The organism is Microcoleus sp. LAD1_D3 (genome assembly GCF_036702135.1).
Taxonomy (GTDB): domain Bacteria; phylum Cyanobacteriota; class Cyanobacteriia; order Cyanobacteriales; family Microcoleaceae; genus Microcoleus.
This window is the reverse complement of record NZ_JAUBSB010000023.1, coordinates 45701-63607: the sequence shown is the minus strand read 5'-3', so window position 1 is coordinate 63607 and position 17907 is coordinate 45701. Positions and strand designations below refer to the sequence as shown.

Annotated in this window: 11 protein-coding genes and 1 other RNA gene; 9 read left to right on the top strand and 3 right to left on the bottom strand. The window is 45.7% G+C overall.

Translation table 11 applies throughout. The features are described 5' to 3' along the window. Positions 1 to 431 precede the first annotated feature (431 nt). The 5 genes from QUA74_RS15330 to QUA74_RS15310 all read left to right on the top strand — a co-directional run bounded on the left by QUA74_RS15330 (position 432) and on the right by QUA74_RS15310 (position 8822). On the top strand, positions 432 to 4670 hold the full coding sequence (locus QUA74_RS15330; RefSeq protein WP_333330340.1) for a PAS domain S-box protein: 4239 nt from the start codon (positions 432 to 434) through the stop codon (positions 4668 to 4670). 62 nt (positions 4671 to 4732) lie between these two features. Then, the gene (corA, locus tag QUA74_RS15325) at positions 4733 to 5908 is read left to right on the top strand and encodes a magnesium/cobalt transporter CorA (RefSeq protein ID WP_333330337.1); all 1176 of its coding nucleotides are present in this window, start codon (positions 4733 to 4735) and stop codon (positions 5906 to 5908) included. Positions 5909 to 5938: 30 nt separating this feature from the next. Beyond that, positions 5939 to 6372, top strand: an RNA gene (rnpB, locus tag QUA74_RS15320) — RNase P RNA component class A. Positions 6373 to 6742: 370 nt separating this feature from the next. After that, entirely contained in the window at positions 6743 to 7465 is a 723-nt protein-coding gene (rnc, locus tag QUA74_RS15315) for a ribonuclease III (protein ID WP_333330335.1), read from the top strand. Between the two features lie 163 nt (positions 7466 to 7628). Continuing rightward, positions 7629 to 8822 (top strand): Gfo/Idh/MocA family oxidoreductase, encoded by a 1194-nt coding sequence (locus QUA74_RS15310; protein ID WP_333330333.1) that lies wholly within the window; start codon positions 7629 to 7631, stop codon positions 8820 to 8822. Positions 8823 to 8860: 38 nt separating this feature from the next. Here QUA74_RS15310 and QUA74_RS15305 read toward each other — a convergent pair whose 3' ends face one another. Beyond that, the gene (locus QUA74_RS15305) at positions 8861 to 10906 is read right to left on the bottom strand and encodes an ATP-binding protein (RefSeq protein ID WP_333330330.1); all 2046 of its coding nucleotides are present in this window, start codon (positions 10904 to 10906) and stop codon (positions 8861 to 8863) included. A gap of 798 nt (positions 10907 to 11704) precedes the next feature. Between QUA74_RS15305 and QUA74_RS15300 the strand changes: the two genes are divergently transcribed. From QUA74_RS15300 to QUA74_RS15290, 3 genes are all read left to right on the top strand, one after another. Further along, positions 11705 to 11980: a class I SAM-dependent methyltransferase gene (locus tag QUA74_RS15300; RefSeq protein ID WP_333330326.1), complete on the top strand. Its 276-nt coding sequence runs from the start codon at positions 11705 to 11707 to the stop codon at positions 11978 to 11980. 419 nt (positions 11981 to 12399) lie between these two features. Then, entirely contained in the window at positions 12400 to 12561 is a 162-nt protein-coding gene (locus QUA74_RS15295; RefSeq protein ID WP_333330323.1) for a hypothetical protein, read from the top strand. A gap of 558 nt (positions 12562 to 13119) precedes the next feature. Then, positions 13120 to 13377 (top strand): DUF2811 domain-containing protein, encoded by a 258-nt coding sequence (locus QUA74_RS15290; RefSeq protein WP_050813024.1) that lies wholly within the window; start codon positions 13120 to 13122, stop codon positions 13375 to 13377. A 372-nt stretch (positions 13378 to 13749) separates the two neighbouring features. Here QUA74_RS15290 and groL read toward each other — a convergent pair whose 3' ends face one another. Both groL and QUA74_RS15280 read right to left on the bottom strand, forming a co-directional pair. Then, positions 13750 to 15441: a chaperonin GroEL gene (gene groL, locus QUA74_RS15285; RefSeq protein WP_333330320.1), complete on the bottom strand. Its 1692-nt coding sequence runs from the start codon at positions 15439 to 15441 to the stop codon at positions 13750 to 13752. A 30-nt stretch (positions 15442 to 15471) separates the two neighbouring features. Next, positions 15472 to 15633, bottom strand: a complete 162-nt coding sequence (locus QUA74_RS15280) for a hypothetical protein (RefSeq protein WP_333330317.1) — start codon at positions 15631 to 15633, stop codon at positions 15472 to 15474. Between the two features lie 330 nt (positions 15634 to 15963). Here QUA74_RS15280 and QUA74_RS15275 point away from each other — a divergent pair, with 330 nt between their 5' ends. Next, positions 15964 to 17712 carry an ABC transporter ATP-binding protein gene (locus QUA74_RS15275; RefSeq protein ID WP_333330314.1) on the top strand — a complete coding sequence of 583 codons (1749 nt, stop codon included), beginning with the start codon at positions 15964 to 15966 and terminating at the stop codon, positions 17710 to 17712. Positions 17713 to 17907 lie beyond the last annotated feature (195 nt).

The window sequence follows — 17907 nt, the reverse complement described above, 5'->3', positions numbered from 1 at the left end:
CACCCCTTTGAACAGATGGGGTTTCATGCCCTAATCAAAAGACATAGTTGACAAGCTATCGTCTTAACTGATTAGGTTATCAAAAATATGGGTGTAGCTCAAGCTGCTATGCGATCGCGCGTGAAATATTTAAAACGGTAATTATGCCGTTGAAAGTAGATCATAAAAGTCCCAAGTGTCGAAGTAGCCCCCTGTAGCAATAATCAATATTCAAGGCGGTGAAAACTGCCTGATGAGTGTTTCCTCGATCGGTCTACTCACATCTTGCACCATTCTCAAGAACAGGCCGGAAAGCCTGTTCCACAAAGAGTTAATTTCTTGTGGGTTGGGCATCCTGCCCGCCCATAAAAGCTTATTGAAAATAGTGCAACATATGAATCTAAACACACGAGGTTTCCATAATACTAAGCTTGTCTCATGAAAAAATACCCATGCAGGAAGTTATCAACTCGTTTCAGTCTTTTTTCTCTAACTCTGTTGATGCTTTCCTAGAGTGCGATCGACAGCAAAATTATTTATCGATCAATCCTATTGCTGCGGCTTGGATGGGATTGGAGCCTGCTGAAATACTTAACAAAACTAATCAGGAATTATTGAAATTATATCCTAATAATCCTGCCGTAAAAAATATAATCTCGCAGATTGATTCTTGCCTGCAACAAGTATTTATAACCGGGGAAAAACGGCTGGCAATTCATGAGGTGACGGCGGCAGACGGCGGGATTAAAATTTACGAAACTGCTTATACGCCAGCGGTGGATGCCTCTAGCAACCAGATGCGGGTTTTGGGCGTGGGTAGAGATATCACCAGGCACTACCGCTGGCAGCAGCAGAAAACTCAACAGTTACGCCGATCGAACCATTTACTGTGGTTGAATGCAGCTAACAGCCCCCTGGCAATGGTAGGCTGGGATGAAGATTTTCGGATCATTCAGTGGTCGAAACGCGCCGAAGAAATCTTTGGCTGGACATCCGATGATATGATGGGCAAGCAGTTCGGCGATTTGGCTTTGGTTTGCGAGGAAGATAGAGAGGCTGTAAGCGCGATCGAACTCGAACTAGCCACCGGCAACGGCAATACTTCAATCAACCGCAACTATACTAAAAGCGGACAGGTGATTTGGTGTCGCTGGTTCAACTCGATTATTCGCAGTGGCGATACTTTTACCGTGCTTTCTTTGGTGGAAGATATCACCGATCGCAAACGGTTGGAAGCAGAAAAAGCCCAAGCTTCTCGCCTCACAGCAATGGTAGCCGATGTTGGTATTGCCCTAACCAAACACCCTCAAGATATCCTGCTTCCCTGCTGCGAGGCAATGGTGCGGAATCTCGATGTCGCCTCTGCTGAAATTTGGACTTTTAACTCTCAACATAATGTTTGGGAATTGCAAGCAGCATCGGAAATATACAGTCGCACAGACGATCGGGCGAACTTTATTAAAAGTAAGGTTAACTCGATCGCCAAACAGCAAAAACCGGAATTTGACTGCGGATTTGAACTGAATAATTTTTTTGGACTACCAGAGGAAGAATCCACGAAAGCCACACCGCCACACAGTTCCGAAGTAGCAATTATCAATACCAGTCAAAAGCCGACAAATTGCCCAATACCTAAGCAAATTTTTACCTTCGCTGGCTACCCTTTGATAGTCGAAGAACGGCTGGTGGGAGTCATGGTAATTATCAGCCGCCAGCCCCTGACAGCACCCTTTCAGGAAACTTTAGCATCCGTTGCCGATGTCATCGCTTTAGGCATCGAACGCAAGCGTGCAGAAGCTGAATTAAAATCAGCTAGAGGCTTCCTCAATTCCGTAGTAGAAAATCTGCCGGTGGGAGTTTTCGCTAAAGATGCTTCTTCGCTAAAATTTGTGCTGTGGAATAAAGCCGGAGAAACGATCGCAGGTGTTACTTCTCAAGAGGCGATCGGCAAAAATGACTATGATATTTACCCCAAAGAACAAGCAGATGTTTTCACTGCTCAAGACAGGGAAATATTGACCGGCGATCATAACCAATCTACTGTTAAAGACATAGCCGAAGAGCCGATCCAAACTCGCCACAAAGGTATGAGAATACTGCACACCCGCAAAGTGCCAATTCTCGACGCCGCAGGCCGTCCTCAGTATGTTTTGGGGATTACTGAAGATATTACCGAACGCAGGCAGGTAGACGAAAGCGTGCGCCTCTACGACCAAATTGTCGAGAATATGCAAATTGGTTTGTACGTCTACCATTTAGAAAATATAGACGATGACAGCACCCTCAGGGCGATCGCCTCGAATCCCGCTGCTACCCTGTTTACCGGATTAGAAATGGCAGATGTTTTGGGAATGACAATCGACGAAATTTTTCCTCATTTGCGATCAAAAAACATTCCCCAAGCATTTGCTTCGGTAATTCTCCACCAAAAAGCCATAGAACTTGAAGATATTGACTGCGATGAATCCGGCCGAATAAATCGCGCTTTTTCTATTAAAGCTTTTCCATTACCTAACAACTGCGTCGGCGTTGCTTTTGAAAATATTACAGCTCGCAAGTGCCTAGAATTAGAACTCAAGGTAGCTTTGCAACAAACCGAACGCTCCGAACAATTACTGCGGAGTGTAATCGATGAAAATAGCAACTGGATTTTTGCAAAAGATAAAAATTTTCGCTTCATTTTGGCTAACAATAGTTTTCTTCAAGCTATTGGCAAAACTCTCACAGATACGCTTGGAAAAGATGATTTAGAATTAGGATTTTCCGAAGAATTAGTATTTGGAAATTCCGCACAAAATATCCGAGGGTTCCGCACAGACGACTCCGCGGTACTGGCAGGGCAAACTCTCCACAATCCCTACGATCCGGCAACTATTGCGGATGGTTCAGTACATATTTTTGATACCCACAAAGTCCCTCTACGTGACGCTGAAGGCAACGTATTCGCAGTGCTGGCTTTCGCTCAGGATATTACTGAACGCCATCAAGCTCAGGAAGCTTTGCGCCGAAGTGAGGCAAGATTTCGGTCTTTGGTAGCTAATATTCCGGGAATAGTTTATCGCTGGGAGTGCGATTTTTTGGCAACTTTTATTAGCGATGCTGTTTACTTGCTAGCGGGCTATCCTGCTGCGGATTTTCTCTCGCCTTCCGACAGGGTAGGGCGAACTTTTGCTAGCATTATTTACCCGGAAGATTTGGCAAGAGTTAAAGAAACTATCCAGCAAGAAATAGAAAATAAACAGTGTTATAGCTTGGAATATCGCTTACAAGCAGCAGACGGCACGATTAAATGGGTGTGGGATAAAGGTTCTCCTGTATTCGCTGAAGATGGGAGCGTTTGCTGTTTGGACGGAGTGATTTTTGATATTAGCGATCGCTACTACGCCGAGGAAGCATTGCGCCAAAAAACTTTAGAGTTAGAAGCCGTTTTTCGCACTTTGCCTGATTTGTATTTCCGGCTAAATGCTGACGGTATAATCGTGGATTATTTGTCAGGAAGTTCGTCCGCGGATTTATACCTACCTCCCGAACATTTTATGGGTCAACGAATGACAGACATATTGCCTCAAAATGTCGCCAGCCAATTTGCTCAAGCAATCTTTGAAATTTCCGAACACAGAAATTCGAGGGACATAGAATATTCGCTTTCCATGCCGGAAGGAGAACACACTTATGAAGCCAGACTGTTGCCTTTTAATTCGGATCAAATTATCATTCTAGCTCGCAACATAACTCTGCGAAAACAAGCCGAATCTCAATTAAAAGATAAAAATCGCCAGTTAGAACAAACATTGAAACAATTAGGAAGAACTCAAACTCAACTCATTCAAGCGGAAAAAATGTCTGGTTTAGGACAGCTAGTGGCGGGAATTGCTCACGAAATTAATAATCCTGTCAGTTTTATTTACGGCAATATCACTTACGCTACCGAGTATGCCGAAAAATTGCTAAAACTGTGCAGCTTGTACCAAGAACATTACCCGGAACCTGTTTCTGTAATCTCGGAGTTTGCTGAGGAAATAGAAGTGGAATTTATGAAAGACGACTTCCCGCACCTGCTGCATTCCATTCAAATCGGAGCAGATCGGATTCGGGAAATTGTTCTGTCTTTACGCAACTTTTCCCGCCTGGAAGAATCAGATATTAAAGGTGTTGATATTCACGAAGGAATTGATAGTGCTGTGTTAATTTTGCAACATAGACTTAAAGAAAGTGGCAGAAATCGTACTATTGAAATAGTTAAAGAATATGGCAAACTGCCACCAGTACAGTGCTACGTTGGACAGTTAAATCAAGTATTTATGAATATTTTAAATAATGCTATTGATGCTTTAGCAGATGTCAGGAATAGGAAGTTTGAAATGGCGAGTGCAACGGATGCAGAACGGCAAGATTTTCCTGGTTTACCCTTCATTTGCAACGCACCTGCGATTCGGATTCGGACGGAGGTTTTGGAGAACAATCGGGTGGTAATCGCAATTTCAGATAACGCTTATGGAATGGCAGAGTCTGTTAAAAATAGAATATTTGACCCATTTTTTACTACTAAACCAGTAGGCAAAGGTACGGGTTTGGGACTGTCTATCTCCTATCAGATTGTGGTGGAAAGACACGGGGGCACGCTGCGGTGCATTTCCGCGCCTGGAGAGGGAACTGAATTCGCGATCGAGATTCCAATTCGGCAGAAGTAATTGGTAGTTGCACAAGAAAAATGATAATCTAATTAAAGGTTCTAAAAGTCAGGAATATTAGCATGGTATACAAAAGCATACATACTTCTAGTGCAGTTGCAAAGCCCATTAAAGATGATGATGATGATTCCTACGTTGACTATTTTTATGACGATCAGGGCGCGCCGCCGGGAAGTCTCCACTTAGAAGCCGATGCGCCGCCTCCAGAAATTGTATTAATTGACTATTGCAAGGCAACAGCTACTCGCTCACACTTGGCAAATCCTCAAGACGCTGCTGCCTATTTAGATACAGAATCTGTGTCTTGGGTCGAGTTGTTGGGATTGGGAAATAAAGAAACTTGGCAGCAAATGGGTGAAGTGTTTAATTTGCATCTAATAGCTCAAGAAGATGTAGTTAATGTTCCCCAGCGACCGAAAGTTGTAGACTATGAAGATCACCTTTTAATTATTGCTTGGATGGTGATGTTACACCCAAAATCTGAGGATTTTCATAAAGAACAAGTGAGTTTTATTTTGGGAAAACATTACCTATTAACTGTTCAAGAAGAACCGGATTATGATTGTTTTGACCCCGTGCGCGATCGCATTCGTAAAGGAAAAGGAATTATCCGCCAACACGGAGCAGATTATCTGGCTTATACTCTGTTAGATTCGATTATAGATGGATTCTTCCCAGTATTAGAAGTGTACGGAGAACGTATAGAAGAACTAGAGGATGAAGTGGTGGCGAGGCCGACTCGCAAAACCCTCGAAAAAATCTATAAAATCCGCAGAGACTTGCTGACGCTGCGCCGCGCAATTTGGCCGCAACGAGATGCAATTAATGTGCTAATTCGAGATAGCAGCCATTTGATTAGTCCCGAGGTGCGAATTTACCTGCGCGACTGTTACGATCACACCGTGCAGGTGATGGATATGGTGGAAACTTACCGCGAATTGTCTTCGGGTTTGATGGATGTTTATTTGTCTTCGGTTGGCAATAAAATGAATGAAATTATGAAGCTGTTGACAGTGATTTCTAGCATTTTTATACCTCTAACTTTTGTGGCGGGAATCTACGGGATGAATTTTAATACAGAGAAATCTCCTTTTAATATGCCGGAACTGAACTGGTATTTGGGCTATCCGCTTTGTTTGGCGCTGATGGGAACGATCGCCTCGGGTTTAATTTACTTCTTCTGGCGCCGCGGCTGGTTTGAAAACTTTTCTACTGTGAAAGATGACCGAGGAAGGTAACGAGCGATCGAGTATAATAACTCCGGGGAGAAAGTAGGCGCAGGCGGTTGCGGATTAGCGAAAGCTTGTCTGAGGAAAGTCCGGGCTCCCGAAAAACCAAACTTGCTGGGTAACGCCCAGTGCGAGCGATCGTGAGGATAGTGCCACAGAAAGATACCGCCCCCCAATTTGAGATTTGAGATTTGAGATTTGAGATTGCATCAAAAATCGAACATCAAAAATCGCAAAGTGTTAGGGGGTAAGGGTGCAAAGGTGCGGTAAGAGCGCACCAGCAGCATCGAGAGGTGCTGGCTAGGTAAACCCCAGTTGGGAGCAAGGTCGGAGGGACTATGGTTGGTTTTTTACCAGTTCCGTTTTTTGGTACTGCTTGAGGCGTCTGGTAACAGGCGTCCCAGATAGATAACTGCCCTCGAAAACTGCTTGCAGTTGAGAGAACAGAACCCGGCTTATGTCCGACTTTTTCCCCACCCAAATTTGGGTAAGGTGCTTATGGGCAGACTTGTCAAAGTGTAGTTAAGGTTTTTGCGTCATCGTAACCGTTGAGCTTTATTCTTGATATATTATTTATTGCTAATAATCTATCAAATAAAGAAGATTTATCGATCGCCCGAAGCAAAGATTTCCAGGGTGTGAGGCACTTCTTAACCACCTTGACAGAGCGGACTATAAGCACCAGGAGGACTATTTAGTTTTTTAATAAAAAGCTTTTTAGTGATATGAATTTGATACCATTTTCAAAAAATCATGCAACTTTAGACAAGCTCCTATCCCGGATAGTCATCCGTCATTCGCAATTATAAAATCTAAAATCTAAAATCTAAAATCTAAAAGGGTATGATTTATCCAGGTCGCCAAAAGCAACTTGAAACATTAATTCAAAAATTGGGACTGACGAAGAATGCTTCGATAAAGTGGCATCTCATAGATTTAGCTTTGACTCATGCGAGCGCGTCAGCTAAGGCAAATTACGAGCAACTAGAGTTTGTCGGCGATGCAGTGGTGCGGCTGGCTGCGTCGGAATTGTTGTTTGAGATTTATCCAGACTGTACAGTGGGGGAATTTGCTGCTATTCGATCGATCTTGGTGAGCGATCGCATTCTTGCTAAAATCGCTGAAAGTTACGGGTTCGATCGCTATTTAATTGTTTCCAGCAGCGCCGCCTCGGACAAAACAGGCGCTGAACCCCGACTGGCCGATGCTTTGGAAGCGGTACTGGCTGCGCTTTATTTGAGTACCCAGAGCTTAGAATTAATTCGCCCTTGGCTAGATTCTCACTTTCAACGCTTAGCGACAGAAATCCGCAGCGATCCGGCCCGCCAAAACTACAAAGCTGCTCTCCAAGAGTTGACTCAAGGCAAATACAAAACTTTGCCCAAATATAGCGTGCAAGAAACCGGGACAGTGCAGGGCGGCGAGGATCGTTTTACCGCAGAAGTTCTCATTCAGGGAAAGTTGGTAGCAGAGGGAAAAGGTCGATCGATCAAAGCGGCTGAACAAGCAGCGGCTCAGGCAGCTTTCAATAAATTAGTTGGTAGTCAGTTGACAGTTGACAGTTGACTGTTGACTGGTGTTATCAGTTATTGGTTATTTGTTGGCTGCTACCAATAGCCAATAACCAATAACTCCTGCCAACAGTCAACAGTGATTTTTTTGAGTTAAAACATAGATAATAATAACAAAATATGCTATAATTTATGTGCTATTTTTGTTATTATTATCAATGAAAATCGGAATAGCTGTATTGGGTGCAGGTCGCTGGGGAGTTAACTTAATTCGCAACTTTCTCGAACATCCCAATAGCCAAGTTTTAGCGGTGGTAGACCCGAATCGAGATTCATTGGCGGCCGTTCAAAAACAGTTTAATCTCGATGCCTCGGTGATTCTAGCTACCGATTGGTCTCAAGTCCAAACCTTGCCGGGACTGGAAGCTGTGGCGATCGCCACTCCAGCTTCCACACACTACACCCTCGCAGCAGCAGCGCTGAAACAAGGCTACCACGTCTTAGCAGAAAAACCCCTCGCCCTCAACCTCACTGAAGCAATAGAACTCTGTCAATTAGCCAAAAAACAGCAGCGGCAACTCTTCGTTGACCACACTTATCTGTTTCATCCAGCAGTTGATCGAGGCCAAAGAATTATTCAACAGCATCAACTGGGAAAATTGCGCTACGGTTACGCCCAGCGTACGCATTTTGAACCGGTGCGCCATGATGTTGATGCCCTTTGGGACTTGGCGATTCACGATATCGCTATTTTCAATACTTGGTTGGAACAAACGCCAATTCTAGTAAGGGCGATCGGCACTGTTTTTCCGAAGGAAGAAGGAAGGAGAAACAAGGAAGAACGAAGAGGGAAAAAGAAAGAAGGAATAAATCAAGAATCAGCAGAAATTGAAAATCAATTTTCTCCTTCACTGCTGACTACTTATCCTGCAGAAAAACTAGCAGATTTAGTTTGGGTAACGCTCACCTATCCCGACGGATTTCAAGCATTTATTCACCTGTGCTGGCTAAATCCAGACAAACAACGGCGCTTAACAGTTGTTGGCAGTTTGGGAACCTTGATTTTTGACGAAATGTCGCCAGAAACTCCCCTGATTTTGCAGCGCGGCAATCCAGATAGGGGAGGCGAAGAGAATAACTCTTTTGAAAGTGCGTTAGCGAAGCCCGCCCCTACGGGGGCTACGCCAACGAAGAGGATCGCGCCGCAGCCAACGGGCCTTAAACACCGCGAAGTGTTGAGTTTAGAACAAGTAGAACCCCTGAGGAGAGTGTGCGATCGCTTCCTCAACTGCGTGGAAACAAATACCCCCTGTCTTACCTCTTCGGGCGCGGCCTCCGTTGAATTAATCCGCATTCTCAGCACTTTGAGCAAATCCCTCGAACTCGGTGGACAGCCCCTAATACCATTTTAGATTTTAGATTTTAGATTTTAGAGTGGGAAAATCACTCCTCAACTTTTGAAATTTCCCTTTTCCGTTACTAAGTCCGGGCTGTGAAAATAAAAACTTGACTGCTGATTAACAGGCAAAGAAATCATCACCGTAGTACCTTGATTCACGCCCGCGCTGTGCAGGGTAATGCTTCCGATCATAGATTCCATTATCCTTCGCGAGATAGCCAAGCCCAAACCGTTACCGCCAAACTTGCGAGTTGTAGAACCATCAGCCATCACAAAAGGTTGAAACAATTTCTGCTGGTGATCGGGATCGATACCAATTCCCGTATCTTTAATTGTCACCACCACCCAATCGCTTTGACCGCTGGTGCCATTCGTAGTTTCCCCACTGCCGTTAAAACTACCAGAATTAGTCCTCGACTCTAGCCGCACAGATATATTAATGCTGCCCGACTCTGTAAACTTAACGGCATTGCTCAAAACATTTAAAAACACCTGTTTTAGCTTCTCCGGATCGGCATGAACAATAATCGGATCATGAGGAGCTGGCAAACTTAACTTCAAGCCTTTTTCCTCGATAGGAGTCGCTTGCAAATCAATCGCGTCTTCAAGTACCTGAGTAATATCAACTACTTCTAACATCATGGAGAACGTGCCGGATTCTATTTTAGCAATGTCCAAAATATCATTAATAATATTGAGCAATTGCATGGACGAGTCGTGGGCCCGCTGTAAAAATTCCATTTCTTCATCTCGGTCATCGCAGTAGCCGTCCCGCACAATTTGAATAAAACCAATAATCCCGTTGAGCGGCGTTCTCAATTCGTGAGAAATATTACCCAAAAATTCATTTTTTAATTGATTGGCAACTTGCGCTTCTTTGGTTGCGACTTCCAATGCTTTTGCCCTGGATCTGAGACCCTGCACCATGCTGTTTAGTGCTTCTGATAGTTGATTGAATTCCCTAATTTGGAAATCTTGGGGCACTGTCTGCGACGCTTCTGTATCTACTTTCATCGCGTAGTCTCTCAGTTTTTCCACAGGACGCGCCAAGTCGCGAGACAGATATAAAGTCGCGATGATACTAGCAGCAACCAAACCGACAATTAAATTAAATAAAACTTGCTGAATTTCTTCCAAACCTGATAGAGCGTAATCTAAACGAGAGACAGCTAAAATAATCCACTTGCTGTTCTCCTGTGTAGTTGAAGGACTCGGGATAGCGGCGTATCCTGCTAGCAACTCTACACCATTTCTTTCAAAGGAAAATAGGTGGAGAAAAGCTGTTCCGCCGGCGATCGCCCTTCTGACAATACTTTTTAGTCGATCGGCATCTGCCTCTTGGGCGATATTGCGGCCCACGCGGTTGACATTCGGGTGCGCCAAAATCGTCCCATCTTGGTCGATCGCCACCGTATAGCCGGCTAAAGAACCCTTGGGAGCGCTGGTTTGCACAGGCAAGGCCGACTGCAAACTCAAAGCATAACTCAACTGCAGGGTATTGCCCCGACGAATGTAAACAGGAGCGCTCAACACCAAACTCGCTTGGCTATCGCGGCCTTCTTTACCCGCCTCGGGAAAATCCTCAGCCCCCAAAGTCACTTTCTGATCGTTTGCTGTTCCCTGTTGCTGCTGAGGTAAGGACAGGCTGATGTAAACGCTCTTCTCGTCCAGCAGCGTTTGCTGCTGCTGTACGGGTGGCCAAAATTTGGCCGGCAACGACTGAATCGGCTGCTGCCCGCAAGTGCTTGCGATCACTTGATTTGTCTTTATATTAGTCAATTGCAAGCAATCAACCTGCGTTGGCAACCGCTGCCCTAATTGGGCGATAAACTTTTGATAATCCTTCGGATCTACCGACTGCAACATCGAGCTTTCCGAAGCGCCGATCAGATTGGACTTCAGCGATTTCGCCCACTGTTCAATAGTTTCTGCTTTTCTGACTGCACTTTCTGTCAAGTTTTGACGAGCAGTTTCCAGAAGAGTCGAGCGTGCCTTGCGATAGGTAACATACTCCCCCACCAGTAGAACAGGTACGCTGAGCAACAAAATCCGCGACAGTAAAATACGGCGAAAGGAGGATTGACCTAACTTAACCATAGGAAATATCTAAATTAAGGTGCAACACCCAACAGCGACCATTAAAGTGAAATAAACCAGACCGAAAGCGTGAATCTGTCTAGGGGGCTCTGCTGACTGGACAACACAGCTTCAGAACAACATTTAAACACAATTATAGAAGCCACTGTAGTAATCTCGATTCTAAGTGTGTGGACCCAAAGATGCTCAGCAATTTGTTGGCAAATGCCTGTGATTTCGGTCACACTTCCCTTCTCACTTCTCGGATCGACTGGCACCCGATCGCCCCAGGGCACATTTTTCAGGCTGGAAAAACCGTCGGGTGGACATACCGCAGTTGCTTGAAGCTAAAATCGTATGGATGCACTCGCCCCAAATTAACAGGCAAAAAGTTCGGTTTCCGGCTAGTGTACAGAGAGAATTATTGCTCGATCAGACTTTTTCTTTCCGAATGCCTTCGAGAGATGGGCCAGAGATGGGCGATGCAAGATTTTGCACCCTGCGAAAGATTTCTTTTGCCATCCGGTTGATTCGGTGACAATAATTCACCTGTCCAACAAAAAGAATGAGACGATCAAGCTGCCGATCGACTCTGACAACCCTAATGCGGGGAACCTTGGCCCAAACAGTGCACCCACACTCCCTAAATTCGCGGTCTCGGCAATAATCTCCATAGCTTAATCCATGAAAAAAAACTTTAGCATTTATACGTATTATTACACAAACAACCGTCCGAGATATCATCACGCTTATTTGATATCTCCCCTTTGAGAAAGGCTAGCGACACTTTAGGAGGTCAGCAAGACACAACTCCGAGTTTTGGATCTCGGCTGCGGTAATAGCAACCTCAGTCACGTCATCGCAGAGCACGGCTGCGAAGTTATCGGCGTTGACACTTCTGCACCCGGAATTGCCCTCTCCCGTCAAAGTTTCCCCGATTGTCAGTTGATCCAAGCAGATATTTACGACCGGCCAGATACCGATATTCTAAACTCATTTGATGTTGTCTTAGCTATTGAAGTAATCGAACACTTGCTTTATCCTAAAGAACTAGCAAAAACTGCAAAAAGATGCCTCATTTGGGAGAAAAACTAATTATTTCCACACCCTATCACGGCTATTTAATAAATCGGGCTTTAGCGATTTTTGGTAAACTAAATAAACATTTAGCCGCTCTTTGGGATAACGGCTACATTAATTTTTTTTCAGTAGAGACGCTGACCAAGTTATTAACATCTGAAGGATACACCGACATAAAATTTAAATTTGCTGGTCGGCTTTCCTATCTTGGGAAATCACTGTTAGGCTCTAGTATTTTCTCGGTATAAGCGGAAAAAATATGAGTTTAGAGTTGTGAGTTTTCAGCCAATTAAGTTTTCGGAATATACCACCAGCCCTCATGAAAAGTAAAAGATAAGTTTTATGGTGAAATGGTGAAACAAATAAAATGACTGTTGGCGTTTGGATATTAGGCGATTAACTTTGGCAGAACCAAGCTGTTCTCAACCGCACAGATGATAAATCTTCCCTACTGGGATTTCCTAGCGCGCCACCGCGACAAACTTCAGTCGATCGGTCGCATGAGCTTTATCTTAGCCAATCTCGACAAAATGCCGTCGGCAGAATTGGCAACCATCCGGCAAAAAGCGGCAGAGTGGCACTTAGGAAGTCAGTAGTCAGTAGTCAGTTGTCAGCAGTCAGCAGTCAACAGTCAACAGTCATTAGTTATTTGTTATTTGCTATTTGCTACCAATGCCCAATGCCCCATGCCCCATGCCCCATGCCCAATGCCCCATGCCCCATGCCCCACGCCCCATGCCCTTTGCAATTCTTATTTTTTCCCTGACTTTTCCCTAAACATTCCACAGCGTTTCCACAGGCAAGTCTGAGGTTTTCCACAGATGCGACACAGTTTTCCACAGAAATTAACGGTACGGTAGCATCTTGCTGCGGAATTGGGGATTTCCTTAACTTGCTGCCTAATTCCTCATAACCCCCCCCACTACATAAAGATATGTAACAAAAAATGCCCTGAAAAGCTGATTATTTGGTAAACCTTTTTTTTATGTAAAGAACTTTGTAATATTTCGCAACATTGACAAACCCACCCCCTCATAGCGCACAATGATGCGACCGACCTAAAAAAAAGCGCTCTGATTTCGGCTGTGCCTGCACCTGTATCCGGCCGAAGGGGGGGTTCTGTTTTCAATTTATTAGCGAGACTAAAAAAAATGATGAACCCAACAGTCAGTATTTTTGCTGAAATTCCCGAAACGCTGCACGATTCTCTCAAAACTTACCTGGAAACCCATCCCGAATGGGATCTAGACCGAGTATTTTGCGCGGCCCTGTCGCTGTTTTTGTTGCAGAATGCCGATAGCGGTACGCCTGAAGCTTCGCGCAGTTATCGCCAAGCTGCGAGAGTTTATCTCGAAACTCTGTTTCAATCTCCTCAAGACTTGCACAGCAACAATGTAACTCCGTCGTCGTGAACTACCCAGCGCTGACCTTCGGTACAGTGTGAGCTTCTGACTTCAACGGGGATTGCTTAAAGGATAAGGGGAGAGGGGGAGACGCGGTTTCTGGGAAGGATTTTAGTTGACCGAGAGGGCGCGGACTGCATAGGTGGCAACTTCAGCTTAAAATCCCTGAGAACTATGGCTTATAGCTTAATGCCGAGCCCCATTGCATCTCCCTTAAGAAGGGGACTTTGATAGCTTCAATTCCCCCCGGACTATCAGGGGATGCCGGGGGGATAAGCTGCCTTATTCGTCAAACAGTAGACGGGTAGTACATAAGATGCGCTTGTTTACACCCATGGTGCTTATAGCGCACTCTACAGACTACAAACTAATGGCTGAAGACTACATCATGCCCATGCCGCCCATGCCGCCCATGCCGCCCATGCCGCCCATGCCGCCCATGCCGCCCATGCCGCCCATGCCGCCCATGTCGCCCATGTCGCCGCCGGCTTTTTTCTTCTCGGGTTTTTCGACAATCACAGCTTCAGTGGTCAAAACCATACCAGCAATGGAACCGGCATTTTGCAAGGCCGATCGCACTACCTTAGCCGGGTCAATAATCCCGGCGGCAATCATATCTTCGTACACGTCGGTGAGAGCGTTGTAGCCAACGTTGAACTCGCTCGCCCGCACTCGCTCGATGACGATCGAACCTTCAACGCCGGCATTATCAGCAATTTGACGCAAAGGTGATTCCAAAGCTTTCTTCACCAAGTCAGCGCCTACTTGTTCTTCGCTGTCTAAAGTATCTCTGATCGCATCTATTTTGGTAATCAGGTGAAGTAGGGTCGTGCCACCTCCGGCAACGATACCTTCTTCCACAGCAGCTTTAGTAGCGTTCAGAGCGTCTTCAATACGCAGTTTACGGTCTTTGAGTTCGGTTTCGGTAGCTGCGCCGACTTTAATTACAGCGATGCCGCCGGCGAGTTTGGCGATGCGTTCGGTTAGCTTTTCCTTGTCGTAGTCGGAATCCGTCGCTTCTAGCTGCTTGCGGATTTGCTCGATCCGTTTTAGCACGTCAGCTTTGTGTTCGTCGCCAGCAACAATGATCGTGTTTTCTTTGTCGATCGTAATTTTGCGGGCGGTACCGAGCATTTCTAGGGTTGCGGTATCGATGCTGAGTCCGACTTCTTCGGAAATCAGTTGACCGCCGGTGAGCACGGCGATATCTTGAAGCATAGCTTTGCGTCGATCGCCAAAACCAGGAGATTTCGTTGCTGCGATGTTCAATACGCCGCGGGCTTTGTTGACTACCAGAGTTGCCAAAGCTTCGCCTTCAATATCTTCGGCGATAATTAGCAGCGGTTGACCTGTGCGGGCGATTTTTTCGAGAACTGGAATTAGTTCTTGAATCGAGCTAATTTTTTTGTCGGTAATCAGGATGCGAGCGTTTTCGTACTCAACTTCCATGCGATCGGTGTTAGTGACGAAATACGGAGAAAGATATCCGCGATCGTACTGCATCCCTTCGACAACTTCCAATTCTGTTGTCAGAGACTTCGACTCTTCAACAGTAATTACGCCGTCTTTGGTGACTTTTTCCATTGCTTGGGCAATCATGGCGCCGACTTCTTCGTCGTTACCGGCGGAGACAGTGGCGACTTGAGCAATTGCAGCCCCTTCGACGGGTTTCGCCAATTTCTCGATTTCCAGCACCAAGTGGGCGATCGTTTTTTCAATACCCCGGCGCAGCGCGACTGGGTTTGCGCCTGCTGCGACATTCTTCAAACCTTCGCGAATCAGGGATTGAGCTATAACCGTTGCGGTTGTTGTGCCGTCGCCTGCGATATCTTTAGTTTTGGAGGCGACTTCTTGAATTAAGCGAGCGCCGGCATTTTCTAGGGGGTCTTCGAGTTCGATCTCCCTAGCAACGGTGATACCGTCGTTAACGATTTGGGGAGCGCCGTACTTCTTTTCCAATAGGACGTTGCGGCCTTTCGGGCCCAAGGTGATGCGGACAGCATCGGCGAGTTGATTGACGCCGCGTTCTAGTGCCCGCCGAGATTTGTCGCTAAATGCAACTATTTTGGTCATGTTTGTCTCCAATCGCTTACATTAGCAAATTTAGCACTCTCTGAGGCTGAGTGCTAAGTTGATCGATTTTTGATTGTAGCGCGACTCAACGGTGTGGGGGGTTGCGGGGGCGGATGGGAGATTTGGGCGATCGTTGCCAGTAGCTAAGGACAGGGCAATGCCGTGTCCCCACAGCGGGTAGGGGCACGGCACTGCTGTGTCCTCACAGATATCCTGTCCCGCAGATATAATATGGTTTGTTACATCTCGATCGGGTTTTGGCTCGGCCCCAAACCCAACTTTTATGGCGCGTCATCCCCAAGCAGAATTTTTATTCAAAATTTCTTAACTTGTGTTTTCGGTCATCTACCTTTCGATAGAGCTTCTATTCTTTTTTTTCGACCTTCTACCTTCTATAGCAACCGCCAAGACTATTAGGACGTTCTTAATTGCTGAAAACCTTGGGGAAGATTCCTTCTTCCTTCAGCATCCATCCGTTACATCCGTTACAAAATCCGCTGCCGAACCTTCTTCCTTCTTCCTATGGCTCGTTATTCTCGACTGCAAAAACTCGGCTCTTATATGCGCCCGCACTGGAAACCAACATTCTGGGGCATTTTTTCGCTATTAGTTGTCAATGCTGTGGGCGTTTACATTCCCCTGCTGATTCGGAATTCAGTTGACACTCTCCAAGTTGCGACTAAATTTGACCAAGTTTTCAACTACGTGGCACTAATTCTGATCCTCGCCTCAATTATGTGGGTAATTCGGATGGTGTCGCGGATTCTGCTGTTTGGCGTGGGGCGTCAAGTAGAATTTGACCTCAAACAGCAAATTTTTAACCATTTATTAACATTAGAACCGTCTTATTTTGCGGCTAATACGGTAGGAGATTTAATTAACCGGGCTACTTCCGATTTGGACAATATTCGGCGCTTGGTGGGGTTTGCAGTGCTGAGTTTGGCGAATACGGCATTTGCCTATGCTTTGACTTTGCCGGTGATGCTGGGGATTAATGTAAGGCTGACGCTGTTGGCGATCGCAGTTTATCCTTTAATGCTGGTTTTGGTACAGTTATTTAGCGACAAACTTCGCATCCAACAGTTAGCCGTGCAAGAGGAATTGTCGGCGATGAGCGATTTAATTCAGGAAGATATGAGCGGGATGTCCGTAATTAAAATCTACGCTCAAGAAGAAAACGAACGCCGAGCTTTTCGCAATTCCAATGCGAAGTTGCTATCAGCAAATTTGCAATTAGCAAAAACTAGAAACTTTATTTTTCCACTGCTGGGGGGTTTGGCAAGCATCAGTTTGTTGGTGCTGCTTTCAGCAGGTGGCGGGGCAATTGCTAGTGGTCAAATTAGCATTGGCGATTTTGTAGCGTTGCTGATTTATGTCGAGCGTTTGGTATTTCCGACGGCGCTATTGGGTTTCACAATTACTGCTTACCAGCGAGGAGAAGTGAGTGTCGATCGCATCGAATCAATTCTGACTGTGGAACCGCAAATTAAGGATGCTGCCGATGCAGTTGAACTGGCAACTCCAGTCAAAGGCGAAATTGTGGCTCGCCATCTAAATTATACTTATCCCGGTGCTAATATCCCCGCGCTTAAAGATGTTTATTTTACCATAAAACCGGGAGAAACAGTCGCAATTGTTGGGGCGATCGGATCGGGAAAATCAACTTTAGCTAATGCGTTGCCACGCTTGCTAGATATCGATCGGGGCGAGTTATTTGTAGACGGACAGGATATTACCGAGGTACAATTGACCCATTTGCGCGGGGCGATCGCCTACGTCCCGCAAGAAAGTTTTCTATTCGGCACTACCATCAAGAATAATATCCGCTACGGAAACCCCTTAGCGGAACAGCCGGAGATTGAAGCCGCCGCAAAACAAGCGCAAATTCACGCCGAAATCCTCAACTTTCCGCAGCAGTACAAAACAGTTGTCGGCGAGCGCGGCATTACTTTATCCGGCGGACAGCGGCAGCGGACAGCACTTGCTCGCGCTTTGTTAGTTGACGCCCCGGTGTTAATTTTGGATGACGCTCTTTCCAGCGTTGACAATCAAACTGCTACCGACATCTTGCGAAACTTGGCAACGGGAACAGATCGCAAAACAGTAATTTTTATCTCGCATCAAATGTCGGCGGCGGCCAGTGCCGATCGCATTTTTGTGATGGAGAAAGGAGAAATAGTTCAGAGTGGCACTCACATTGAATTGGTAGGGGAAACAGGGCTTTATCAGTATTTGTGGAACCAGCAAAAATTAGAGGAATTGCTGCATTGACAAGTGACAGATACTTTGATTTATATCAACTCCGGTAGCATCGGAATTAATATTACCCACAGCCTGGACACGGCGCCGTGCCGTGTCCCTACAATTAATCGCGGTAGGGACACGGCACGGCGCCGTGTCCTCTATATAATTCCGGTGCTACCGGAAACGATATCATAGGATTTTGGGGATAAAGAAGCAACCAAA